This is a genomic window from Clostridium pasteurianum BC1, from assembly GCF_000389635.1.
Lineage (GTDB): Bacteria > Bacillota > Clostridia > Clostridiales > Clostridiaceae > Clostridium_I > Clostridium_I pasteurianum_A.
In genome coordinates this window covers 2248105-2273928 of the sequence record NC_021182.1, presented here as the reverse complement: position 1 = coordinate 2273928, position 25824 = coordinate 2248105, and the positions used below count along the sequence as shown (strand labels likewise).

General features: G+C 29.5%; 19 protein-coding genes and 2 pseudogenes. All 21 read right to left on the bottom strand.

The genetic code is table 11. The features are described from left to right. Positions 1-13 precede the first annotated feature (13 nt). On the bottom strand, positions 14-1546 hold the full coding sequence (gene drmB / locus CLOPA_RS10630) for a DUF1998 domain-containing protein (protein ID WP_242834293.1): 1533 nt from the start codon (positions 1544-1546) through the stop codon (positions 14-16). Further along, positions 1533-4877, bottom strand: a complete 3345-nt coding sequence (drmA, locus tag CLOPA_RS10625; RefSeq protein ID WP_015615429.1) for a DISARM system helicase DrmA — start codon at positions 4875-4877, stop codon at positions 1533-1535. The genes drmB and drmA overlap by 14 nt, the downstream gene beginning before the upstream one ends. Continuing rightward, a complete protein-coding gene (locus CLOPA_RS10620) occupies positions 4870-7530 on the bottom strand; it encodes a DEAD/DEAH box helicase (protein ID WP_015615428.1) in 2661 nt (886 codons plus the stop codon). The genes drmA and CLOPA_RS10620 overlap by 8 nt, the downstream gene beginning before the upstream one ends. Position 7531: 1 nt before the next feature. Continuing rightward, a pseudogene (locus CLOPA_RS10615) lies at positions 7532-8938 on the bottom strand (site-specific DNA-methyltransferase). Positions 8939-9072: 134 nt separating this feature from the next. Next, positions 9073-11682, bottom strand: a complete 2610-nt coding sequence (gene drmD / locus CLOPA_RS10610; RefSeq protein WP_015615427.1) for a DISARM system SNF2-like helicase DrmD — start codon at positions 11680-11682, stop codon at positions 9073-9075. Between the two features lie 25 nt (positions 11683-11707). Further along, positions 11708-12934: a DNA cytosine methyltransferase gene (locus CLOPA_RS10605; protein WP_015615426.1), complete on the bottom strand. Its 1227-nt coding sequence runs from the start codon at positions 12932-12934 to the stop codon at positions 11708-11710. A 30-nt stretch (positions 12935-12964) separates the two neighbouring features. Continuing rightward, on the bottom strand, positions 12965-13153 hold the full coding sequence (locus CLOPA_RS10600; RefSeq protein ID WP_015615425.1) for a DNA-binding protein: 189 nt from the start codon (positions 13151-13153) through the stop codon (positions 12965-12967). 190 nt (positions 13154-13343) lie between these two features. Beyond that, positions 13344-13934, bottom strand: a complete 591-nt coding sequence (locus tag CLOPA_RS10595) for a helix-turn-helix domain-containing protein (protein WP_015615424.1) — start codon at positions 13932-13934, stop codon at positions 13344-13346. 18 nt (positions 13935-13952) lie between these two features. Next, entirely contained in the window at positions 13953-14969 is a 1017-nt protein-coding gene (locus CLOPA_RS10590) for a hypothetical protein (RefSeq protein ID WP_015615423.1), read from the bottom strand. After that, positions 14944-15108, bottom strand: coding sequence for a hypothetical protein (locus tag CLOPA_RS25585; protein WP_015615422.1), 165 nt, complete (start codon positions 15106-15108; stop codon positions 14944-14946). Before CLOPA_RS25585 ends, CLOPA_RS10590 begins: the two co-directional genes overlap by 26 nt. A 24-nt stretch (positions 15109-15132) precedes the next feature. Further along, on the bottom strand, positions 15133-15963 hold the full coding sequence (locus tag CLOPA_RS10585; protein ID WP_015615421.1) for a C39 family peptidase: 831 nt from the start codon (positions 15961-15963) through the stop codon (positions 15133-15135). Between the two features lie 244 nt (positions 15964-16207). After that, positions 16208-17464, bottom strand: coding sequence for a hypothetical protein (locus CLOPA_RS10580; protein WP_015615420.1), 1257 nt, complete (start codon positions 17462-17464; stop codon positions 16208-16210). Positions 17465-17513: 49 nt separating this feature from the next. Next, complete coding sequence (locus CLOPA_RS26100; protein WP_015615419.1) at positions 17514-18770, bottom strand: protein kinase domain-containing protein; 1257 nt, start codon at positions 18768-18770, stop codon at positions 17514-17516. A 101-nt stretch (positions 18771-18871) separates the two neighbouring features. Then, positions 18872-19534 (bottom strand): hypothetical protein, encoded by a 663-nt coding sequence (locus CLOPA_RS10570; RefSeq protein WP_242834292.1) that lies wholly within the window; start codon positions 19532-19534, stop codon positions 18872-18874. Positions 19535-19919: 385 nt separating this feature from the next. Next, a pseudogene (locus CLOPA_RS10565) lies at positions 19920-20752 on the bottom strand (VirB4 family type IV secretion system protein); the annotation flags it as partial. Positions 20753-20824: 72 nt separating this feature from the next. Next, entirely contained in the window at positions 20825-20986 is a 162-nt protein-coding gene (locus CLOPA_RS25020) for a hypothetical protein (protein WP_155241900.1), read from the bottom strand. Positions 20987-21047: 61 nt separating this feature from the next. After that, positions 21048-21920, bottom strand: coding sequence for a hypothetical protein (locus CLOPA_RS10560; RefSeq protein WP_015615417.1), 873 nt, complete (start codon positions 21918-21920; stop codon positions 21048-21050). Continuing rightward, positions 21907-22707, bottom strand: coding sequence for an ImmA/IrrE family metallo-endopeptidase (locus tag CLOPA_RS10555; protein WP_015615416.1), 801 nt, complete (start codon positions 22705-22707; stop codon positions 21907-21909). The genes CLOPA_RS10560 and CLOPA_RS10555 overlap by 14 nt, the downstream gene beginning before the upstream one ends. A gap of 8 nt (positions 22708-22715) precedes the next feature. Then, entirely contained in the window at positions 22716-23120 is a 405-nt protein-coding gene (locus CLOPA_RS10550) for a helix-turn-helix domain-containing protein (protein WP_015615415.1), read from the bottom strand. A gap of 314 nt (positions 23121-23434) precedes the next feature. Further along, positions 23435-24802, bottom strand: coding sequence for a 23S rRNA (uracil(1939)-C(5))-methyltransferase RlmD (rlmD, locus tag CLOPA_RS10545; protein ID WP_015615414.1), 1368 nt, complete (start codon positions 24800-24802; stop codon positions 23435-23437). Positions 24803-25077: 275 nt separating this feature from the next. Further along, positions 25078-25485, bottom strand: coding sequence for a hypothetical protein (locus CLOPA_RS10540; protein WP_015615413.1), 408 nt, complete (start codon positions 25483-25485; stop codon positions 25078-25080). Between the last annotated feature and the right edge of the window lie 339 nt (positions 25486-25824).

Here is a 25824-nt window from a genome sequence, read left to right as displayed (position 1 = left end):
CATTTTCCAATGACTATTTTAATAATTTATTAAAGTTACTTATTTCACCCATTTCAACTAAACCACCTAAAGAACCCTCTTTGTCAGCACTACCTGTATACAATAAAATTCCACACATATTCTCACTACTATATATTCTTTCTTTAATAGCTGATGATGAATACCCACATAACATAGCCATTTCTTTAATCATTAAATGAGCAAAGGTATGTAAAAGTACATATTCAGCATTTCTTTCTTTAAACTTTGTCCATCCTCTTGATTGGCAAAATTCATTATAATAATCTTTATACATTTCTGAAAGTTTTTGAGTTTTTAAATTTTGCTTCCACTTTTTAATTGTATCTTTATTAAATTCAATAAAAATTCCCTCGCCATTGATTTCTACTGCTGGGAGCCAAGGTTCTATTTTGCTTTTTGTAAGTGGCACAATATTTTTAGGATCATCAACTTCTGGTTCTGGAGCTTCCATCCTCATAAATCCAAGTAATACCATCACTTCTCTTAATCTATGAATTTTAATAATTCTTGAAAAATATTTTGAGAGGTAATTAGGAACTTTTTCCTCTTCTGCTTTAAAGTATTTTACATTTGTCTGATATACCATATCAACGTGATGAGTAATAGCAGCATATTCCATTTCTTTTATTTCAGTAAATTCCTTTATTTTCTCATCCCTTTTTTTAGCTGCAGCATTAAATTCTTCTCTTGAACATACATCTTTAAAATATTTTTCATAAATTTTTGTTACGCCCATTTCCCCAAAGTCTCCTCTATAATTGAGGATATCTCTGTAATGTTCATCAACTAATGCATACAATGGATTTATCCAAGGTGGAATTGATATTGCACTTCTAATTACTGAAAAATATACATTTGATGCTCCACGCTGTGAAGGTATAACCTTCTTATTACAATTAGAATAAACCCCTTTTGTATTTTTTATTATCTGTGGATTGTGTGGATGTCTTCCACTACACTTTAACCCAACAAAATTGTCTTGTTGGGTTGCCCCACTCATATTTCTTGAAGCTCCACATTCACATTGAACAATCAAATCAGCTAGTGATGAAGTATTTCCTGTAGAAATTAATTTCATACTTTTCTTACATGTTGTTTCTCCTCTATGAACCCACCATCTCCAAGGGAAATCATCAAGATGTCCATCTGTACATGCAGTAATAAACCTAGCAGGATAAGCTTTAAAACTGCACAAAGGACAAACCGGACCATTTTCAATATATTTATCCAAATTAAAATTTTCTGCTATATCAAATAAATTATTACATTTACTATTTGAACAAACATGATAACTTGGAAACGCTACTACAGGAATATCTCCAATAAATGAAGCCTTAGGTGTTTTAAAGCAGTCCACCCCTAAATAAGAAGCTAATCTTGAATCATATATAGTTTTGCCATAAGATGTCCAATAATTAATATCTAAAACCGTTACTGAGTCATTGAGAGCATCTAGTATGGAGCCTGGACCAAAAGTTGTTATTAATTGATTAGGTCTTAACTCTCCAAGTTTATTTATTTTCATGCTTTTTTGCCTCCTCAGTAAAATAATATAGTGATGATGAACTTTCGACTTCTCTCATTGAATTAAGAGTAGGTTTTTCTTTTGGTGTACAATACTCATTATAATAATTAAGTAATCTATTATATTTCTCAGTATACTTTATGTAATAGAGCAGTTCTTTCTCTTCACTTGTTAAGCATTTCCAATCTTCAATGAATTGTTCTATCTCACTTGAACTATCATCTTTTGCCTTTGGTGATATAATAGATATTCTATCTACTATAACTTTTTTTGCTTCTTCAATTATTTCATTCTCAATATTACATATATTGTTTGCTCCATTATTGTTTGCCATTTTTTCATTTTTCAATCTTAATAAAGCTACAATTATTGCATGTAAAACTCTATCTCTTGCACGAGCTGAAAATGGTGTAGCCGTTGTTCCTTCTACATATCTATACATATGTGAATGAAAGCCTTTAAAGTTTTCATAATGTGATAAATCTCTTGGTCTATATGGATTATATATAGTTACTACAAGTCCTGGAAATTTTCTACCTATGCGGCTTGTAGCCTGAATATATTCAGAATTTTGCTTAGGTTGTCCCATTACTGTCATTAATCCTAATCTATCGACATCCATACCAACAGCAATCATATTTGTAGCTATAGCAACATCTAAGCACTCTTCATCATCATGAGAAAGGGTTAATTGTTCCAATAATTCAGCAATCTTATAAGATGAAATACGAGATGTTATTTCTCTTGTTCTCTTTAAAAATCTTTCCTGTGAGTATCCATATCTTTTCTTTATTCTTTTTATTCTCTTTGGTATGTCATCTTGTAATAACCTTACTGTACCACCCAACTCTCTTATACTATTAAAATAGCCAATTAAAGTATAATAAGGATCTATTAAATCAATATATTCTTCCTGCCTTGATAATTCTAAAACTGACTGGAGCAGTACTGCATATATACGTAATACAGTAGTTTTCATTGATTGCCCACTAGCACACACTGCACAATACTTTCTAAATGGCTTTTCATCTAAGCTAATTTCTTTAATAAAATAGCTATCTCCTATATCAAATCCACTTGGAGGAAATTGAGTAAATTCAACTCTACCATACAAGCATTTTATCTGTTCATTTGCATTTTTTATTGTTGCTGTCGAAACAATATATTTGGGTAATATTTTATGTCCATTTCTAGTAAAGGAACACATTTCCTCAATAACAGTCTCATATCCACCATATATTGTGCCCAATGGTCCAGTTATCAGATGCAATTCATCCTGAACAATAAGTTCTGGTGGATAAAATTGTCTTGTTTCAATAATCTTTGCTGCACTCAAGTTTCCTTTTTTATTATGACGGTTAGTGTGCTTTTCTCCACATGCTATATATCCATGTCTCTCACAATACCTATCTGCTCTTCCGAAAATCAACCCGGTTTTTTCATCCCAAGGAAGCCTTGCAAACTTGTCTACTGTAGAAATAATAACCGTTGGACATTTTCTGTATATTTCCTCATCTACAACATAAACAGGTATAGATTTTCCTTTAAATTTATAGAAATAGCAATTGGAATCATGACAATAAATATTAACTTCTCCTTTTTCAGTGTCAATATCATAATCCTCTTTATTTATCGGACTTCCGCAGAAAGGACAAGTAATTATTTGTTTTGTAAGTTTGTTTTTAGCTTTATTACTTGCAGTTGGATCATCTTTATTATCCTTAAATTCATTGAAACTATTAGGTGTTACCCCTCCACCAACCCAAAACCCTATTGAAATTGGTGTTTTACCATAGTCTGCTTCATGCTTGCCCCTAATTATTTCTGCTGCACATATCATTTTAGTTAATCTATCACGCTGTTGTGTTGTAAGAAGTCTTAAGGTATATCTTAAAATAACCGTGACTCCACCATCTTTTTCATATTCTTTTTCAAGATGAGCCGTTAACCTCCTATATCCAATTACAAAAGCAATTAGTCCTAAATATGCTTCAGTTTTTCCTCCGCCAGTTGGGAAATAAAGCAAATCTACATTTTTACGTTCATTATTTAATGGATCTAGGCAACCTGTAAGATTAAGCAATATAAATGCTATTTGAAATGGTCTCCACTTACTATGGTCTTTTTTACAAAACTCTTCATCCCTAAAACTACATTTTATACCACTACCATATTTTTTAGAGAATTCGCTCATTCCTCTTTGTAAATACATAGATTGATTCATAAAACAAAAAGCTTTAAAAGCATAATCATTCTTTTCAATTTGTTCTATTCCCAAAGAAATTCTTTTATGGGCTTCAAAGCATTTATTTATTATCTTATTGCCTCTATCTTTAAAATCATCATTTTGCATTTTAATATTCTTTTTTAAATTATCGATCCATTTAAAATATTCATCATTCAATGCTTTTAATCTGCAAATTATTTCTGCTCTATTTGAAGATTTGCACATAAATTGCATAGAAAAATAATCTTCTGAAAATCCTTTAAGATTTGGACTAACTGAACTAATTTCATGTTCAGGTATAAATATAGTTCTAACTTCCTCAGCTTTTTCTCCATCTGATTTGACCCAATCTGTAGCACATCCATTGCCACGTGCATAGATTGGTCTTTTTTCATAATAAAATTCATCCTCTATTTCAATATCACGACAAAGATGCTCTGGTTCAAAAACTGGTTCATTATTAAATCCTTTAACTATAAGTTCAGCCTGAAACATTACATTTTCAAAATCTCTATCATCTGAAGTTTCTCTGCAATTACTTAAATAAACAGCTACCAATTTAGCTCCACTTTTAAGCAGTATTTGAGATGATTTAATTTTAATTGATGGATCTTGTTTTAGTAATAATTCTGTATTCTTGTTTGTACTTGCTAAATCAAGAATTATTTCTTCTTCTTTTGGAACACGAATAAAAACAGTTCTCCCAGATTTTTTTTTCTTCTCATCATTATTATCATTTTCTGGTTTTAATTTATCTTTATAGTATTGTCCCCACTTAACCTTAACCTTTAGCTTTTGAATATTATTATTAACATAGAACCTTATACCCATGGATGATTGAAGTTTGAATTTTGTACCTATTATTTCTTCAACTTCATCCTCCTCTTCCTCTCCACAATCTTCATCCCTTATTGAAGTAAAATCTTCATTTTCATATTCTACATCCGGAGAAATAGAAGTTTTATGAGGATATAACATTCCTGTTATATAGCTACTTAAAGGTGACTCATCTAATTTTTCCTTTTCCTCTAAAGGACCCATTAAATCAATTCTTAGAGCTTCAAGTATCTTATTCCTAACAGCACTATAAGCTTTATCACTCATTCTCAATCCCCTCCAAGTTTACAGTCATACTAGCTGTATATTTAAAAGAATTTCCTATAATTACATTGTCCCCTGTAACAAGTCTATATTCCCATTTCTTATTGTCTGCATCAACTTCCGTTGCACACTCACACCACTTTATTGCTGCTTTTGCTTTATCAAGAACATCTTTATCGTCAGTTTCATTTTTAGCTTTAATCTCAACTAAATATTTAAAATCAGATGTTTCTACTATAAAATCAGGATTGTATTGTTTTCCTGCTTTATAGAATAATCCCATTTGATTTAGTGGTGATTTAATCCATCTTAATACATCCTTATCTTCTTCTAATATAACTGAAAATCTTCTTTCATCATCACTATCAAAACCATATTCAGGATAATAAGACTTTTTATATCCTGTATATAAGTACTGTCTAATATTTTTCTTGTCTTTTATTTCTTTATGGAAATCAACAGTACCTCCCGGCTTTATATTTTTTACAAAGGATTTAAATAAAATCAAGTCTTTTTCTATTCTATATATAAACTCATTATGCTCCTCTTTTGCTGCATAAATTTGTTTCTTAATATCATTAATTATTGATATAGCATATCTTCTAACTATTTTTTTCTTATCTTCATATGAACCATCCATAAGCTTAAGATATTGTTCTACAACATTTAATATGTAATCAGCGTCATCGGCACTAAATTCTGGTACGCTTTCAAGAAGCATACACGCAAGTTCATTTACTGGATCATCAATTTCTAATGCTACTGCTTCAAGTGTTTCAAGCAATTTATTATTTATAACATCATACCGCTCAATATAGGATGGCTCTAGTACAAAATCATTTATACTCTTTTTAATAGTTATTGATTTAAACTTTACTGTTGAACTATATCCTATACTTATTTTAGGTACAGAAATAGCGAATTGCTTTAATTTATTTATCTTTTCTATAAATTCTTCTTTTTTAAGCACTGGTGTTTTACTTTTATTTCCTTTAACAGGTATTTTCGAAAGTTGTTCGCCAGCTTCTTTTGAATTTTCATCTATTATTTCTTCAACAGTCTTTTCCAGTTCAAATAATGACATTTGTTGAATATCAGAATTATCTTTTGACTTTACTTCTTTTGCATAAGTTTTCAAATAACCTTTATACAATTGTTCCTGTATTCTAATATTACTTATATCCTGAAATGACTTCATATCAGTATAATTTATTGCCTTTTCAAACAATTCTAATTGTACATTGTTAAGCTCTGGTTCTACATCTACTGATTCAGTTGGTTCTATTTCTTCCTCATCAAGATTACGTCTCTTAAATACAGGATTTGCTTTTATTTCATCAACTAATTCTCTATAATGATCGTGAGCTACTATATCTAATGTGTCTAATTCTTCTTGTCCAGTTATTTTTCCAAACGGTAAACGTAATCCCCTTCCTATAGTCTGCAATGCGAGTATCTCACTTTTAGCAGCATTAAGAGGAATGATGGTAAATAGATTATTAACGCCCCAACCTTCTTTTAGCTTGTACACATGGAGAACTATTTCTATTGGATTTGTGTTTTCTTCTATAGTTAATAATTTTTTAATATTATCCTCTGTTTCTACACTGCCTGTTTTAGAATGTATTTCTATAACTTTGCCTTTATACTTTCCATCAAAGAAGGAATCTGAATCTATTATCTGCCTAATCTCCATAGCATGGTTGGTATCCTTACATGATATCAATATTATTGGTTTTACTTTAGGTAACCCATTTTCACTGCAATATTTATAAACTACTGCCTTACGATGTTCATGAAGCTTAATACCATCTTTTATTTTCATTTCTTCAATATCTTTTTCTGTAAACCCTGCAGTATTTGTTCTTCCCATAACTACAGGTATTTTAAGAAATTTTCCTGCTCCTTCCGCTAAGCCATAGCTATATATAATATTTTTATTTGTTGGTTTTGGAGTAGCTGTAAACTCTAAACCTAATATTGGTTTTAAATAATCTATAGCCTTCATAGATGCAGGAGCATAATATCTATGAGCTTCGTCCATACATATTACCAAATCGTCAAAACTAGCAAGTACTTCAGCAAAAGATTTACCAAGAGCCTCTTGAAATTCATGAAATTTGAACTGAACATCCCCTCTATTGAATATCTTTCCTATATTAAAAATAAATAATTGAATCTCAGAGGATTTATCAGTTGCTATTTCTCCCTGAACATATTTCACAGGGTAAGAAAGATAATTTTCACCATCATACACCTTAGGTCTTCCCATTTCCGATTCTAATCCTTTAAACATATATTTAGGATGATGTGGCACTACCTCTTTACGCAATTTATCATATATTGTATTTCCAGGAGCTAATATAAAAAAGTGTCTATATCCTTTTGTTTTATATAAATAATATATAGAAGCACCCATTAGCCTCGTCTTACCAATACCAGTTGTCATTTCAAAACAGAAAGAAGGAAAATTAAGATTATCATCTACTTTAATGTTAGATTTTGTTTGACAATTTTCTGAGGCTATTTCTTCTGTTTGCTCCTTAGTATAAGTTTTATACTCAATTTTTGAACATATATCATCTAAAGTTTTCAGAGCCTCAAATTGAGGTTCTCTAAGACTCATTGCCCAATTTAGCTTATCAACAATACTCATTTTATATTTCCTCACTTTCAAAGGAACACTTACTTAAAAGGTCTTTTGGTATTTTCTTAATTTCAACATTATCTGGTAGTACAATATCTGATTGCATTTTAGTACAATATATTAATAGAGATTCTTTATTTTCTAATTCATTAATAAGAGAAAATACATATTTACTATTAACAAATTCTTTTGTAATATGAATAAACCTATTTTCAGAGGACTTTCCATGGAAATTTCCAACAGGATTATACTTAAAACCTTCTATTTTACAAATAGCTTCTGCCATCATATCAAAGGTATAGGATGGATTAATTGTACAAATAGGTAACTTAGAATTTTTAATAAGTAGTGGTTCTGCAAGTTCATAAAACTTAAAACCTCCACCACCTTGCCAATTAACAGTAGTTGATATACCACCTTGTTCTCCATCAACTACTGCTTTGAGTCTTGGAATGCATAATGTATAGCATTGTTCTTCCAATTCAATGCAGATATATTTTCTTCCCATTTTATGTGCTACTGCCGCAGTTGTACCTGAACCACCAAAAGAGTCTAGTACTATATCACCTGGATTAGTAGCTATGTGAAGAATTCTATTAATTAACCTTTCTGGTTTAGGAGTATCAAATGCATTATTTTTACCAAACAATGCATGAATTTCTTTTTTAGCTTCATCAGTGTGACCAACTTCCTCGTTAGGCCACCATGTCCAAGGAACAAATCCCTCAATTTCAGATAAATACCTAATAGTATTAGGTTGAGCATCTCCATTTTTTCCAAAATATATTTTTCCTTCGCTAAGTAATCTCTCATATGTTGACTTGCTAATCCCCCAACATCTTCCTTTAGGTGGAGTATGAACTTTACCTGATGGTGTTACAATTTCATAATACTGCTCTTTTGTTGCATGACCTTCTTGAGCAGTCATTGGAACTGGTCTCCAAGGACCTTTTGGATCATTATTGGGATTTCTATATACTTTCTTTTGCTTTTCATCTGGTGGAGTAAGATTTCTTATTCGTTTAAATTCTTTAGGATTCTTTGCATAAATAATTACATACTCATGTACGTCACCAATAGCCTCCCTATTTTCACGAGAATATCTTTTTTACCAAACATTGCATGCAACAAAATTACATCTACCACATAGCTCATCTAGTAAAACTCTTAAATATGGCATTTCATAATCATCAATCGAAACCCATAAAGAACCATAATCAGGATCGAGTAAATTCCATAAAATTTCTAATCTAGTTTTCATGAGTGAAAGCCAGATAGAATGCTCAATACCATCTTCATAATGTTCAAAGGCATTCCCCGTATTATATGGAGGATCTATATAAATACATTTAATTTTTCCTCTAAAGTCCTGTTCTAACGCCTTTAATGCAATAAGGTTATCTCCATGTATGAGCATGTTTTCTGTATCTGAATCACCATAGGACTTTGATTTATCCTCTATTAATATTCTTGGTTCAATCATTTTTTCTTCATATTTACCTACCCAAGTAAGCTCTAGTTTTCCTTGCTTTAGCATTATTACTCCTCCAATCAAAACTTTAGTATTAATCTAGCTATTAAAAAAGGATTTATATCAAATTGTTTCTTAAAATCTTGTTTAATCTTATCTGCTTCATTCTCAATTGCCTCTATAGCTTCATGATATTTAATTATAATATTATTCCGTTCTTTTTCTCTTTCTTCTGCTTGTCTTTTATAATCTACTTTTTCTTTGAAATTTTTAGTAGCTGCACATTGTGACTTCATTTCCTCTATTTCAGATGTAATGGTTTCTATTCCCATATTAAATTGCTCTTTTCTAATTTCACACCAATTACTTATCTTGGAATTGGTGTATTCGATAATATTTTTATTTTGAGAATAATATTTTAGCATTAAGTCACTATATATATCATCTGCACACTTTTCAACTTCATTTTCCTTGATATTTATTTTAGTAACTGTATTGTCATTTATATTTTTAATTATACTAATAATGGTTTCTTGATCTAAATAAATTTTATTTTTATTTTCATCAAACATATTCAATACTGGGTATATAAGTTTATCATTATTGTAAAATCCTCCAATAAAAATATATCCATGATTTAAATTGTACTTATTTAAACCATAGCTTTCCAATTTGAAAGCCGCAGGTAAATCCATTTTCATATCAGGCATATCAATATTTTGCAAATCTTCATTTTCATCTAAATAGTCTGTTATTTCCGATATAATTTCTTTAAAGTATTTACTTTTTATATTTTCATCATTGTCAGCAAGCAATGATCTCAATTGTTTGAATTTAGTATTTCTCTTCCTGTCAAATTCTTTCTCAAGAGATTTAAACTCTTTATTAAATTCACCAATACTATCACAGCTTTGGTATATTTGTAGTATCCTTTTCTCAAAATCCATACCTGATTCTAACAAACCAAGTGCTTGGTCCGATGCACCAAATACACCTTCAAACAGCATAAATTTTTGAGATAAAATTTCATAAACTCTCCTATCTGCTAAATTTTCAGTATTCAACAGATTAATTACAACCGTATCATTTTTTTGTCCATATCTATGACATCTACCTATACGCTGCTCTATTTTTTGAGGATTCCAAGGCAAATCATAGTTTATAACAGTGTTGCAAAATTGAAGATTTAAACCTTCAGAGCCTGCATCAGTAAGCAAAAGTATTTTACAATTAGTTTTAAAATAATCTACTATTGCATGTTTTACTTCAACATTGCGACTGCCAAACACCTTACCAAAATTCTTAGCTTTCCAAGCCTTATAAAGATCACCTGTCTGTTTATCTGAATTACTCCCATTAAAAATGAGCACTTCATTCTCATATCCATTTCTAATAAGCTCATTAAAGAGATATTCTTGTGTTCTAACAGACTCCGTAAATATTACAACTTTTTCATTTATTCCAAATTCCTTCTGTCTTATAAAGGCAATTGATAAAGCTTCAAAAAGAGCCGATGCTTTTGCATTCTTATCTATACTTTTAGCTAATCTAATTATGTTTTCCACAATTTCTATCTCATGTTGAATGAATTCATTTACTTTTTCTTTATCATAAAGTTCACTGAATTTAGCTTCTTCCTCCTCATCACTGTCATCATCTAAATATGAAAAGAAGTAATCAAGTCCTTTATCAACATTCTCAATTCTGGTGCTTTCTTTTAATAATTTAAGTCTCTCTTTTAGAACTTCAAAAGTTTCGGCAACCGCATAACTTGATGAGGCAAGTAATTTTCTTATAACCACTGTTATTAAAGTTCTATTTGATGATGGTATTGAATATAATATATCTCTCTTTAAATAATCATTAATTAATTTGTATAAAATCGCCTCTGATTGTGATAACTTAAAATCTACAGTTATACAAGTTCTTTCTTTGAAAGATAAATAATATGCTACATCTTTTCTTAAAGTACGTTGGATTACAGGTTTTATATGTTCTTTTAATGCTTCATAATTTTTGTCTTTTAAATATCTTTTTGCATAGATTTGTTTATCAAAAAAAATTTTGTCATCTATAAAATAAACTAATCCATATAAATCAAGTAAATTATTTTGGATAGGGGTTGCTGTGAGTAGGATTTTAGGAATTCCTTTTGTTAGTTGATAGATATTTTTCGCTGTTTTTATACCAGATTTATGCACATTTCTTAATTTATGAGCTTCATCAAAAATAATAAAATCCCAAACTGTTTTACTTAATAAATCAGCTTTTTTAGAAGCATAGTTGTAAGAGCAGATTATTACAGCAACATCTTCATTAGACACATTAACTTTATCATAATAATCATCTATGTTATAACTATCAACAACTATAGAATATATATTAAATTTTTCTTCAAGTTCTATTTGCCATTGTTTTCTAAGATTTGATGGCATGATTAATAAAATTCGTTTCCCACCATTTTGAATAACATATTTTAATACAAGCCCTGCTTCTATGGTTTTACCTAACCCAACTTCATCAGCAAGTATAATACCCCCAGTTTTCAATGATGCTACCGCTGCACAAAAACCTTCTACCTGATGTGGATTAATATCAATGTTAGCACCTATTAAACAGCTATAAGGATTATTTTTTAGAAATTGCCTTTTTATACTTGCATAATGCTGTATAAATATATTATTCCCCATAATTCTACTTCCCCCATCAATGTAATCAATCTAACATTTCTTTAATTTTTTCTGCAATTCCTTTTGCCATCAGTGGCGGAACTGCGTTACCAATTTGTACAAATTTTGCTGTTCGAGGACCTTCAAAAAAATAGTTATCAGGAAAGGATTGAATTCTTGCTGCTTCTCTAACTGATATTGAACGGCATTGCTCAATATAAGGATGGATAAAATGGTGACCATCTTTTGAAATATGAGCTATCATAGTATGTGAACAGGGAATATCAGATGCCAACACTTTAAATCTATCTAAAAAAGACTCTTTATTTTTATGAGTGCACAATTTTTCTGGTAGATCAGTATATTTTAATCTTCTATGTCCATCATTCCAAGCACTAATAGCTAATCTATATATTTCCCTATCCCTTTCATTATGCGTTCTGCACATATGATGAGTTAAAACATCATTTTTCTTTCTTATACCACTCCATTTTAAATATTTGTTAATTGGCTTTATATATTCATTATTTTCTTCTCCAGGATTAAGCGGAATTAGATCTCTTAAAATATCATCAACTACTGCATTAACATTAATCGACTCAAATTCTGGATATTTTAATCCACTTCCCTTTCTCCATCCGATAATTATAATTCTTTTTCTATTCTGTAATACTCCAAAATCACTAGCATTTAATGGTTTTGCATATACTTCATATCCGACTCTTTTCATAAAAGCAATAATATTTTTGAAGGTTTTTCCTCCTTTTGCTGTAAGTATTCCTGGAACATTTTCAAACACAAACATATCTGGTTTATACTTATTTAAAAATTTAATATACTGTTTGTATAAATAATTTCTTGGATCATCCTCCATATTATTTTCATCTCTTGATCTACCTACAAGAGAGTAAGCCTGACATGGTGGACCGCCAATTATAACATCAACTTTATTAATTCCTCTGTATTGAAGTATATTGTCAATATTGTTAAATATTTTCTCACTGGATTTGTCAGATATCTCTTCATTCATAATTGTAGATAACAAATTATTTGGTACTGAATTGTAAAGTTCCTCTTGAAAAATCTCTCCTCTAAGATATCTATAATAGACGTTCAATCTTCTGTGTTCTTTTAAATAATAATAGCAAGTCCTTGTTTTCAATGTTAATGATGCATATTCATTCATTTCTATATGTGCAATAGGGGTAAAGCCTGCTGAAACAAATCCATCTGAAAGTCCTCCTGCTCCTGCAAATAAGTCAATAAAATTCATATACTAATTCTCATCCTACTTTCTAAGTATTTATTCTTTTTTATATTTTCCTGATACAATACGTGCATCAGATGGCTTTTCTGCACTTTCAGGAATTGCCCAAACAGATGCATGTTTTGTAGCCCCTTCTATTCTGCCTTTTGCACATAATGCTTGTACTCTTCTTATTGTAATATTCCATTTTTCTGCTGCGTCTTGAACTGTAATATATCCCTTCATATCGCACCTCACTAATATCTAATTCATAGACTATACCACTTTCTATTTTATTCGTTCTTACGTAGAATTACAAGAGAATTAGACTTGTTATTTTAAATTTCACCATTTACTCCTAAAATAACTTATATATGTTATTCGTTGATAATTATACTTAACTTTCAATATCCCTATTAACCTTATAGTGTATAGTTCATGGAGGATACAAATTGTCACTCACCCCGTGACATAGATTTTTTAATTGTGTTACTGCTTCACAAATATTAAGCTTTTTAGCTTTCTGTTGAAATTGCATAGGGTGGCATTTTGTCTTTATAGTAAGTTTTTCACCCTGCACAATTTTCTGAACTAAAATGTTAACTGCCGTTTGTTTTTCACTATTTAAGTTTTCTTTTATTTCATTTTCATCTATGTAATCATGAAAAGTTACTGTTTCAATACTTTTAGTATCACCATTCTTTTCTTCTTTCGTTTTCTTTTTATTAGTAACAGGCTGATTATCAACTTTATTTTCAAGCTCTATTTGAAGTTTATACAAATTAGAGCTTTGACCTCCATTATCCCTATATCTATTTTCCTTAATTACAAATCCTGCTTCAAAAATAACCTTCATAGTTCTTTGTACCGTTCTTTCAGATACCCCACAATCTTTTGCTATAGTTCTTACAGAAGGAAAACAAGTTCCTTCTGTATTAGCTCTATTTATAAGATAAAACATTATTTGCTTTGCTCTGCTTGGTAAATTTGATTTATATACTTTATCTAATATTTCTCCCTTTTTCATTGAAAGTTCCTCCTGTATTTAAATTTCAATAATATAATCTTTTACTATTTCTTTATAAATCTTTTCATTTGTTTTCCCATCAAATAAGCTTGGTGAGTAATCTTGAAAATGTATCTTATTTATACTTTTATCAAACATCTTTCTTATTTTCACCTCTTCTGTCTCAGCAGTAAAAGAAAATAAAGTATTTAAATACATATCATCATGCAAATTAATTGCCTTATGAGTATCATTTAACTCATAAGGCTTACTTCCACAGCATAAAATTTTAATATCACAGCTTTTAAATATTGCTATAGTTCCTAAATTTAAACTCCCTAAATCAAATATATTGAAGTTATAATCATCTGGAAATTGTTTATTAGGATAATATTCTATACCGTTATATTTATAATAATTTTCAACCTTTAAGAATTTATAATATGCTGCTATTTCCTTTAGATGCTCATTGCTATTGGCTTCTGTATAGCTTACTTTAGCTCCTATTTCAAGCAGAAATTTTGCCATGTTAAAAGCAGTTGTAGTTGTACCAACCTTCGATGATACTCCTGCAACTGCTATTTTTATATTCTTATGATTAAATGTATATTGAGTTTTTAGGTTTTCTTCCACATTTGTATTTATTCCACTTAAGATTGACCAATCTTCCTGTGTTTTTCCTTTAACACTTATACATTTTAAAATTTCATTTTTAATCTCTGGTATTTCTTCAGATATTATTATGTTATATATTTTTTCATCAAATAATCTTGACATAATTTCATTTTCTACTTTTACACCTTCTTCAAATAAAATAATCCTTGAATCATACATAGTTTTAAAAGCTATAACTGCTTCAATTATTTCATTTTCGGTATCCTTAAGAGCTTTTAAATCAATGGCAAAATATGAATAATGGCTTAAGTTTCTCATATCATGTATTACAAACTTCTTTAAATAAAATTCACCTGACAGCTTTTTTATAACCATTCCTTTTTCCTTTGATAAAAAATCAAATATGCCTATATTTTCATTGCTTGATAGATATAGAAGCACTACCCTCACTCCTTACAATTTTAAAATCTGATGGTATATCAATAGGTTTTTGATTTGGTTTATAAGTACATAGTAATATAAAACTTATAATTACAATGACTACATATATGAATAATTCAATTAATAATTTCTTTTTCAAATTCTTCATCCTCCTATTATTTTATTATTTGCTAATTATCCAGAATGGACCTCCTGCATCTGCACCTTTGTTTGCTTCATCTAAGATAATAGATAATTCCCATTTTTCTTCACTTCTTGTCCTACTTACTGGATCAGCTACTAAAATCTTTTTATCTGAAGTTACTCCCCTAAGTACAATAAAATGGCCATTTCTTGTAAAATGACCTTTTGCCATAATAGCAATTACAAGTTTTCCTTGAGAAAGTGCATCAACTATTCTTTGAGGTTCACTAGATGTACACCCTTCTACTTTAAGCCCAAAATGTTTAGCGCCATCAGGAATTAAAGTATGGTATGAACCAGCGCCTTCGCAGTAATATCCATTTTCATAAGCCCATTTACTCATCTGAACTGGATCAACTTTTTTATCTGTAAAACTTGAAACAACAATTGAAAGTGACGTCGGTCCACAGCCACTTCTTCCTATGGTTCCTGTTCTTCCGTATGGCTTGTCCTTCCATCTTTCATCAGCCTGATTATAATAAACTACTTCTGTAGCTCCATCCTTAAAAGATATCCCTGAAAAATTCAAACCGCTACTTTCTACATAACTATTATCCTTAGGGTTTATTAGCTGCTCATACCCATATTGACTTCTTAAATCTTTTACTACATTTAACTCATTTACCGTAAAAAATGTACCTATCATTTCAATTGGATTAGTAAGTACATACACTATAAAAGCTAAAATAAAAAGCACCGAAATAATCGGTGCCAATGAAATAAATATTATTTTATTTCTGGTTTCATCATCTTTTGCAGCTTGTATTGCTATTTTAGCAAGAGTTGCTGCTGTTTTGGGAGCTAATGGCATAGATTTCCCTCCTTTTTTTATTTTTGAGGTAATAAAAATAGCACCTGTTGCCAGATGCTATTTTTGAGTAAATAAATTATTCAAAAATACTTATATTATATGGATAATAGGAAGTTGTATTAAATTATTTCTAATACAATTTCTGTAAATATTTCCTGTGTACTAAGTACAAATGCATAGATACAACATGAAAAAATAATTTTTTAGTGTTAGTTTTACTTTTTTTCAAACATTATAAATTCCCCTATCTATCATAATAACTATTATCATGTATATATCCTTTTTGTTTTAAATCATCATAAGCTGCCTTGCGTTTTCTTGCCTCTTTCATTTTTTTCTTATAATATGCCTCATTAAAATAAGTAAAATTATCCTCTCTCTTAATTTTAGCCTTAATCCTTCTATTTATAAATTCTGTTACTTCATAGGCATCACTCAAATAGCGTTCGCTAATTACAAAAGCATATGGCATCATATCGTCATTTTTCTTAGGCGGATTCATCCTTAAAACATCCTTAATTATATCTATATCTATCAGTTCTTGATCCATTAATATATTTGGTAACATTCTAAAATTATAGCCATTCCACATATATCTAAAGTCTCCAAATATCAAAGAGTCAAAGCTATCTTGATATATAACAATTGCTGATATTTTACGTAATGCTTCTTCATTTATTCCTATACTTAAGGCAGCGTCTTTATTCTTTAATAAACCGTTTAAGTTATTATACAATAAAGAATATGGTTCTATATAACCCCTTTTCTTAACATCTGTATATGTCCAATTAATAAACAACAAATTTATATGATTTTTATCTTTAGGTATTTCAAACTTCTTACCAGCGCTATTTATATAATCTTTTAATTTCGATACCCTAGGAAGTATAAATTTAATTTCCTTTTTAGCACACTGTTTTTCAAAGGTTCTTTTTTCTTTATCATCTAATAGAAGTGTTGGAATTAATACGCCTTTTTCATCACCAGCAATCATCTTCTTAAATCCAGGTGTTTTTACTTCTACATCGACTGTAATTCCATTTTGATAAATTAATCGTGCCTCTGGGTTGCTACCATTTTTGCCTAGTTTTGGCTCATATTTAGCTTCTTTTAAATGTGATGGTCCAAATGCCATAAGAAAGTTAACAACATTTACTTCTGCTATAGCTCTAAAAAATTGTTCATCTTCATAATGACTCTTACCTGCTGAGAGTTGATCTTTTACAAATCTCTCTATATCATCTTCACTAAAATGATCACAAAACCAACTAAATTTTGTAGAAAAATTTAATATAAAATTTGTTGCATTCATATTACTATCTGAAAAATATATACTTCCTTTTACTAAATTTCTATATTTATTAAAATAGTCTATTTCTCCATTTAATGCTTTTATTAAAAAGTGATTGTCCGAATATTCATCAAAAAATCCCTTATCGTTCATCTTTAATAGACTATCAATTAGGTGATATTGTTCCATAGCCTCATTAAAATTCTTCATAGTATTTTCCCCTATTAACTTTATAAAATTGTTTGAAAATTAATTAATATTACTCTTTTATTTTGTTAAAAGTTTCAATTAACTCATCAATATTTTGAAAACGCTTTGTCTTATCTGTATTTAATCCTTTTACTACAAATTCTTTTAATTGAGTATTTTCAATTTTGCCTGTATTTGTTCGTCCTGTCAGTATGAAAACGACAAGACGAGTAATAGCATATGTTTCATGAATAATGCAATAAGTATTAAAGCCTTCTAACCGCAATTCGGGATCGTTAAAATATCCTTTATAGTCTGTGCTAACAGATGTTAATTCACTATCTGGAATTTTTACCAATCCAAAATCAGAAACCTTTACAACTCGTACATCATCATAAAGCTTAACTAAAACATTTTTGGGACAAACATCTCTATGTAATAAATCTTTTGAATGAATATATTTGAAGGCTCTTAACACCTGTGAGGCAATGTTCTTTCTTTGAACAAAAGTTAATTTACCATTGTTTTCGCTTATAAACTTTTCTAATGTACAATCCATATATTCCATGATATATTCATTACTTTCGTCATTATATCGAAACACATCAACTATGTATGGTGAGTCAAGAGCTTTCATTTGCTCAAATTCACGTTTGAATCGTTCCAGTTCATTTTTGTTTAATTCTTTTTTTGCCCGTTTAAGAACGAAAGTACGTTTATAATAATTATCTTTATATTTAAAAACTTTAGCATAAGATCCTTCACCAATTGGTTTAAGTTCGTATGACACAGCAGGATTATGCTCTGCTATTACAATACTGTTAGCAACAATTTCCCTCCAGCCATATACAGCTCGTCCAGAAATATGGCTCATTTCATATAATTCATATCCGTCAGGCTTTAGTAATTCATTTATAATCTTTAAAAATTCTCTCCAAGGTTGAGTTTCATTTCTTACAACGGGATGAAACATTTCGCATAAAAATTTAAGTAATGGATCATCAGAACCAGTATTAAGTTTAAATCTTGGATCGCTAAATACCCAGTCCATATCCCAGTCATCGTTATTTACAGTATGTTGCCAAATATCGCTTTCTGCATCTCTAAATCTTGAATCAGTTGATTTCATAGATTTTAGATCATATATTCTTGAAAGAAAATCAATCTCACTTAGGCGACCATGATAACACATTTTATACTCACAAGGTACTTCTTCAATATATTCGTGCTCATAATAATCTAATTTACGTTCTTTATATGTTCCATTAAATCCTACACGAATAATATCAAGTATATCTCTACGTGTAACATCTGTTATTTTATTCATGAATAAACACCCCCTCTAAAATACTTCAATATACATATAAACCATCTATCCATTATTAGCCTAATACCAAGTATAATATTGCTTAAATTATTAAAATTTAATCAATCATCATCACTCGTAAATCCACATATAGGACAAACATTTTCGATTCGGGAATACCCTGAATACTTGCACCTTGAGCAAGTATAGTAATGTAATTGAGTATTGATTTCATAAAGTTGTTTTTGAAGTTGTGGAAAAACTTGCTTAATAAAGTCAATATATTCGTTACTAACTATTTCCCCATGAACACCTCTAGTCGCAATTTTTATAATTTGACTAATTAGGTCTACTGTTTTCCCATTTATTACTTCACATCTATTCAAATGTCTCATCATTTCAATCATCGATTTATGACCATTATATCCTGTTTTTTCACATAAATCTGTCAAAGTTTTTTCAATCATTAACCTAATTTTGAATAAGTATATAGATTCTTCTGCAATTTCAAAACCTCCTGCCTCTGTTGATATATCAATTTTCGGTGTAGACTTTGCTCCACTTAAAGTATCATCTATGTTATTGGAATTGGTTATAAATTCCTTAGATAACTTCTTAAGTTTTTGTTCTGTAGGAAGAAAACCATTTCCAAAATTTATTGTATTCGCATTAGAATTAGAAATTTTTAAGTCCATAATTTGCATACGAAGGTCATTTAGATTTTCCTTAACTTCGTTTTTTGCCTTTTCCACTTCTTTTTTTAGCTTTATACCAAAGAACTCCATTTCAGAAAACAAAGGGAGCAACAAAAGAATGAGCCATAGAATAAAAACTAAATTTGTGGCGTTAAACTCTTTAAGTTGGTAAATATCATTTTTGTAATATAAAATATATATAGTACTCGATATTAATAGTACTATATACCAGCATTTCTGCCTCAAATAAGAAACAATCATCTCTTTAAATTTCATATTCGTCACCGCAACCCTCTATCAATTTCTCAGTAAATGAGACCGAACATTAAATAAATTTTGACTTATACTAATTCCTTCATTTGCAAAGGAAGTCAATGGAATTTTTTAACTTCCGATTATTAGACATTATAACTCCTTAATTATACCACCATTCCCCACAAATAAAGCCATAAAATTATAAATTTCCCAATTCATTTTACCTTCCCCCAGCTTTCCCCATATACTCAAATTTATATTCCGGTATTTCAAATACTACATGAAGTCTTTTAGAACCAATCATAACCAAAGCATTTCCTCTCTTTTTACTTGAAAGTAGTTCTTCTTCTGCGTCTGTGAGATTATAAAGTTCTTTTGTCTCCTGTAAATTCCGACCATCTGTACTCATTATAATCTTAAAGCATGGTATATCTAAGAGTGCCTGTCCATACATTTTTATTTGTGGATCAAGGAAATCTACAACAGAGTGACTTATAATAGCCACTCCTGCTTCATATTTTCTTGCTCTCTTTTCTACATTTCTTAAAAATACCAAGCTTTGAGGTACATTAGTATCAATCATTAGGTATGCTTCATCACATATAAGTAAAACTTTTTCATTTCTGTCTTTGCTCATTTCTTGCCAGCACCAGGTAAGTATATTGAAATATTGAGTTCTTTTAATATTATCATTGGTATTTTGCAAATCATGTGTATCAAGGCATATACATCTTGTATTAGTTTTTATGGAGCTGTGTCCATTCCATAAGAAAGAGTCGCTTCCTATAGCAATATCTTTTAAAAGCAAAGCAAGGTCAGCATAGATATTTATCTCGCTTTCCTTGCGTGTTTTTTCTTTTTCATTTGCTTTTTTTCTATTAAATTATAAAGGTCTAAGAATATGGGAAAATCCTCATTATTTAATGTATTTATATCAGTATCCCAAGTTATATTAAAGCTATTATATAGTTCAATAATGCAATCTTTGAGTATTGCTCTTTCTCTATCTGTTAAGGATGGAATATACAAACTAAAGAATATCTCCAAGTTTTTTCAAAAGCTTTTGAATTTGTATCTATTCTATCTTTAGCAGACCACATAGGTAATTTTTTAATATTATTTCCCTCAAATTAATACCTCACCAACAAATCTTTCGTAACTGCAACCTATAATTATCAATCTTCTCCTCCATAAGGTTTTTTCACTTTTATCCCGCTCAACAACTACTCTGCCATTTATTATATCCCATCCATTTGCTTTTGTAGCTACGTTATAAAACTGTCCCATATATATATTCAGAAATAACTCCTAAAAAAACACGCAGAAGTTTTACTTTGCATGTTTCATTTTAAAATATTATATTAAAACTTTTATCTTGTAAGATTTTTGTGAATTCTAAATTACTTAAAACCTCTTCATGTTCTTCTATAGATCCATCCAAAGCATTCTTTGTATACTTAATTCTTTTTTCATCTCTTAATTTTAATAACTCCTCTAATCGGATACTTTGTTTTAAATAATTATTTAAGTATATTTCCTTTATAAGAAAATCATTAGATTTAAAGGTTATAGGTATGCTTGCAGCATCTTTTATAAGATTATCACTACCTAACTTAGTTTTAGCAAAATTTATAAAGTCATATGTATCTCTATCATTGGACAGTATAGTTATTGAGTGCTGCTGCTTATAATAAATATATGAAATTATAAATGCCAAAACACATATAGATATTTCTCCAGCATTTTTCTTTTGTATTCTTCCATTTCTAAGCTCCTTACCTTCAAAGCCATTATTATAAAGTAGGTTCAGCCAAACTTCATAATCTTCTAATTCTATTAAAGGTAAATTTCTTTCAACATTCTTTTTAAGAAAACTTGTTAAACTTCCTATCTTAAAGCATGAATATAAGAAAAATTTATATACATACTGCTGTTTCCACATTGATATTTCTTCATAATCAAGCTCATTGATAACAAGGATATCTACATTTTTGTTTCTCAATCCTTGTAAGTAATCCACTCTTTCTTCTGAATCCTTAACCTCCTCATATACCCAATTAGGGATCAGAATCAAATCATATTTACTTAAATTCTCATTAGTATATGTAATTTTATCAGCTTTGGCAAGGAAATTTATAGTGTTATTATCAAGAATGCCTATCTTTTTACTAGAAGTTAATTTAATAAGAGAAATTAATTCTTTACCATTAATCTTCTTCATAGGTTAACTCCTTTTTTATCATATCCCTCAATTGTTTAAGAAATTTTATGTTATCATTGTGGTATTCTACATCATTTTCCTCTTTAGATAGTAACTCTATTTTCCTATCAAGGTTTCCAAAGCTTATTATATTAGAAGGTTTGAGTAAATCAGTATCTAATTCTAATTTCTCAAAAACCTCTATTAAATTACTCGTCTTTTTATCAAAATTGTCCTTTATCAATTTTTTTAGTTTCAAATCATTATAAATTGTCACTGCCTCTTCATACAGTTCTATTAGTACCGCTTTATATGGTGCCTTAAAAACATCTATACATCTAGCAATTTTATTTATAAATTCATCATCTTCTAATGAATAATAATATTTATAAACATCTCCTAAAAGCATTTTGGCTGCAAAATAATCTGCCTTTCTTTCATTTAACTCCATTTCTTCTGCTTGTATAACATGTTCGCCTTTAGTTAGATTAGTATCATAAAGTAAGTGATAAATCTCATGCCATGCCACAAAATATTGATAAACTCGTGGTCTAGCTGAATTAATTAAAGAAATTTTTAAATTGCCCCTTACTATTATAGCTCCACCATAATATTCGTCTGGTATAGGAATTTGTAAAAAAGTATGGTTCCTTTTTAAAGTTTCAAAGACAAGCTTATCCGCTCCTAGTATTCCTATTTTATTATAATTAATAAAAAAGTGGCTTTTTAGGTTATCAATTTCACTTTTTATTTTTTTATTTTCATCTATAACTTCATCTAAATTAAAGGATGTTATATATTTAGACATTTTCTCACCTACTTATCACAATAAACTTCGCAAAGATCAACTATATCATTAATGATTGAGAATATTCTTTTTGCACTGTCACTTATTTTATGGTTATCTGGTGCATTATTAGATGCAATCATTACTTCACTATTAATTGTTTCTTCATTAGTGAAACTTATCAATTCTTCTAACCTTATATTAAGAGTATTTAAAATCTTATCTACATGTGTTTTTAAAGTTGTATTATTATCTATGTCACCCTTTATCAACTTATCAATGGTTGGCCTTGAAATGCCAGTCAATTTTGCAAATGAGGATTTTGTATGGCCATTATCATTTATAAGCTTAAGAAGATTTTCACCTATTTTTAATCTATTATCATAAATAAATGCTTTCAATTGGTCTTCATTATAAATACTTGTTACGTTCATATTTAACACCTCCTGTAGTTATATTATATGCCATAAGTGTAAAAAAAGATACATTTGTAAAAATAATTTTTACAAATGTATCTATAATCATCAATATAGTTCTTAAAAATTTCAGCACTTATCTGCTGTAATAGCATTTAATCTAAGGATTTAATCTAACTCACTTCTTTATATTGAGTTTGCAATGACATCTCCACTTACAACATATTAAATACCAATTCTAACCTTAACACCCTGAATGACTTCTTTATTCTTAAAATCATCACCATTTGTATTAAAGTTATTAAAGCTTGCAAAGTAAGTAAATTCAAGGATTATAAGGTATCTTTGCGACGTATTCCTACCACACACTCCAAATGCCCAGTCATCGGGAACATATCCATCCCCTTAACTCTCTCCACCTTATATCCGCTCTCTATGAGCTTTCTAAGATCCACCATTAGTGTCTTAGGATTACAAGAAACATATACTATTTTCTTGGCATCAAATTTTATTACGTAATCTAAAGCCTTTGGATGTACGCCTGGTCTTGGTGGATCCAGTATTATTACATCCGGTTTATCATGAAGCTCTTGTATTACTTTAGCTACATCTCCTGCAATGAAGCTGCAGTTATCTAAATTATTTAACTTTGCATTTTCATTGGCAGCTTTTACTGCTTCTTCTATGAGCTCAATACCTATAACTTTTTTTGCATTTTTAGCTGCTGCAATCTGGCCAATGGTACCTGTACCGCAGTATAGGTCAAAGATTAGTTTTGAGTCAGCTTCACCTACAAAGTCCATAACTATGCTATAGAGTTTTTCAGCTCCCAGGGTATTAGTTTGAAAAAATGACAGTGGTGATATTTTGAATTTAAGACCAAGTACCTCTTCAATTATATAATCTCTTCCGTAAAGTATATCGATTTTATCTGCTGCTACCACATCAGAAAAAGAATCATTAGTAGTATGAAGAATTCCAACTATATTAGCTTCCAGATCCAAGGACAGCAATAATTTAACCACTTCTTCTTTATCAAAGGAACCTTGAGAAGTGGTTACCAGATTAACTAAAATTTCTCCTGTGTGTTCTGTCCTTCTGATTACCAGGTTTCTCAGGTATCCTTCTCTTTTCATTATTTTATAATAAGTTGACTCTTTATCTCTAAAATAGTTTACAATAGTATCTAAAATTCTTCTAAAATCTCTATGAACAAGAGCGCATTCATGCACATTTATAATTCCAAAGGCTTTATTTTTCATGTGCATGCCTAAAGTAATCTCTCCACCCTTTTCCATATCTCCAAAGCTGAATTCCATTTTATTTCTGTATTCAAATTCCTTTGGACTTCTACCTATACCTTCATAGATGAAATCATCTATTTCCGCATCCTTAAATAATTTCAAAAGTTGTTTTTCTTTTAGGCTTATTTGCTTATCATAATTAATAAATTGGTGGGTACAGCCTCCACAGACTCCAAAGTGGGCACATTTAGGCTCCACTTCTCCTTCAATGGTATTAAGTGCTTTTATAAGTTTTGCTTCACCATATTCTTTTTTTAATTTTTTAACCTTTCCCAGAACCTTTTGGCCTGGGACGGCGCCTTTTATGTATATTTTTCTATCTTCACTGTATGCAATACCCATACCCGGGAATTCTACATCTACTACATCAAATTCATATTCTTCGTGTCTTCTCAATCCTGATCTCTCCTAGGTTATTTCTACTTTTATTTCATTGTAAAATTCTATGTAATCTATTATTAAATTTCAGTGCTTTCTAATAGTAATGCAGATACTCCCATTAAGTCCAATGGGAGTATTACATCAGTTAGTCATCAGATAAATTTTTAAGATAAAAATTCACCTTATGAACTGGCTTATTAAATTACTTACTAAAATTAATGACTCAAAATTTAATAAAAAATATTTATACATTCTGAAATTACATACTGCTTTTTAAAGTTGTTTACATTTTACTTCGTAATTTTTAAATGTGCTAGTTTTTCTCCAAAAGTACTTGATGCTTTTGCTTTATGCATTATTGTGTTATAGATTATGTTAACAACTACAAAGAGAATAATAAACATGCCTTCTTTGTCTTGAATATACAGTCCAAAAAGTCTTAAAATTAAATCCGCAATAAATAATACTGCTGCAGATATTCCTAAGGAAATAGCCTGATCTATTACGATGCTTATAAAGGAATCCTTTCCACTTACAGAATTTGTTTCCTTTTCAACTTTAATTTCTTCTTTAGTTTCTTCCTCTTTTTCTACAGCTCCTGTTTCTACTTCTGATACCTCATTAGATTGCTCAGGGGCTATCTCTGTGATATTTTCTTCCTTAATTTCCTTGTTTTCATTATCTTTTTCCATACTCATTTAGCATATCCTCCTGATTATTTAATATTATAATTCCAGATTGATTCTATGTATATCTATGCTGATGCATAACTTTATAAATTACTGTTCAGCATCGAAATATATTATAAAAATACAGCTTATACATATATTCATAACATTATTATGCAATAGTATATGTCATATGTAAACACATATTTGTTAAATATACTGTAACATTTACACTTGATATTATTAATTTTTTTGACTATAATATGTAAGAATTATTATATTACTAAATATTCATTTACTAAATATTCATTTACAAAATATTTTACATTTTATTTTTATTCTATACATAGTTTAAAGTTATACTATAAT

Bases quoted from the DNA above. Each gene is read 5' to 3' on its own strand.
- drmA (WP_015615429.1), bottom strand. From the start codon at position 4,877: ATGAGTGATAAAGCTTATAGTGCTGTTAGGAATAAGATACTTGAAGCT.
- CLOPA_RS25020 (WP_155241900.1), bottom strand. From the start codon at position 20,986: ATGGGACAGTTTTATAACGTAGCTACAAAAGCAAATGGATGGGATATA.
- CLOPA_RS26100 (WP_015615419.1), bottom strand. From the start codon at position 18,770: ATGAATAAAATAACAGATGTTACACGTAGAGATATACTTGATATTATT.
- CLOPA_RS10585 (WP_015615421.1), bottom strand. From the start codon at position 15,963: ATGCCATTAGCTCCCAAAACAGCAGCAACTCTTGCTAAAATAGCAATA.
- CLOPA_RS10620 (WP_015615428.1), bottom strand. From the start codon at position 7,530: ATGAGTATTGTTGATAAGCTAAATTGGGCAATGAGTCTTAGAGAACCT.
- CLOPA_RS10550 (WP_015615415.1), bottom strand. From the start codon at position 23,120: ATGAACGTAACAAGTATTTATAATGAAGACCAATTGAAAGCATTTATT.
- CLOPA_RS10600 (WP_015615425.1), bottom strand. From the start codon at position 13,153: ATGAAGGGATATATTACAGTTCAAGACGCAGCAGAAAAATGGAATATT.
- CLOPA_RS10570 (WP_242834292.1), bottom strand. From the start codon at position 19,534: ATGGAGTTCTTTGGTATAAAGCTAAAAAAAGAAGTGGAAAAGGCAAAA.
- CLOPA_RS10560 (WP_015615417.1), bottom strand. From the start codon at position 21,920: ATGAAGAAGATTAATGGTAAAGAATTAATTTCTCTTATTAAATTAACT.
- drmD (WP_015615427.1), bottom strand. From the start codon at position 11,682: ATGGGGAATAATATATTTATACAGCATTATGCAAGTATAAAAAGGCAA.
- CLOPA_RS10605 (WP_015615426.1), bottom strand. From the start codon at position 12,934: ATGAATTTTATTGACTTATTTGCAGGAGCAGGAGGACTTTCAGATGGA.
- drmB (WP_242834293.1), bottom strand. From the start codon at position 1,546: ATGAAAATAAATAAACTTGGAGAGTTAAGACCTAATCAATTAATAACA.
- CLOPA_RS10540 (WP_015615413.1), bottom strand. From the start codon at position 25,485: ATGAGTATGGAAAAAGATAATGAAAACAAGGAAATTAAGGAAGAAAAT.
- CLOPA_RS10595 (WP_015615424.1), bottom strand. From the start codon at position 13,934: ATGAAAAAGGGAGAAATATTAGATAAAGTATATAAATCAAATTTACCA.
- CLOPA_RS10555 (WP_015615416.1), bottom strand. From the start codon at position 22,707: ATGTCTAAATATATAACATCCTTTAATTTAGATGAAGTTATAGATGAA.
- CLOPA_RS10580 (WP_015615420.1), bottom strand. From the start codon at position 17,464: ATGAAGAATTTTAATGAGGCTATGGAACAATATCACCTAATTGATAGT.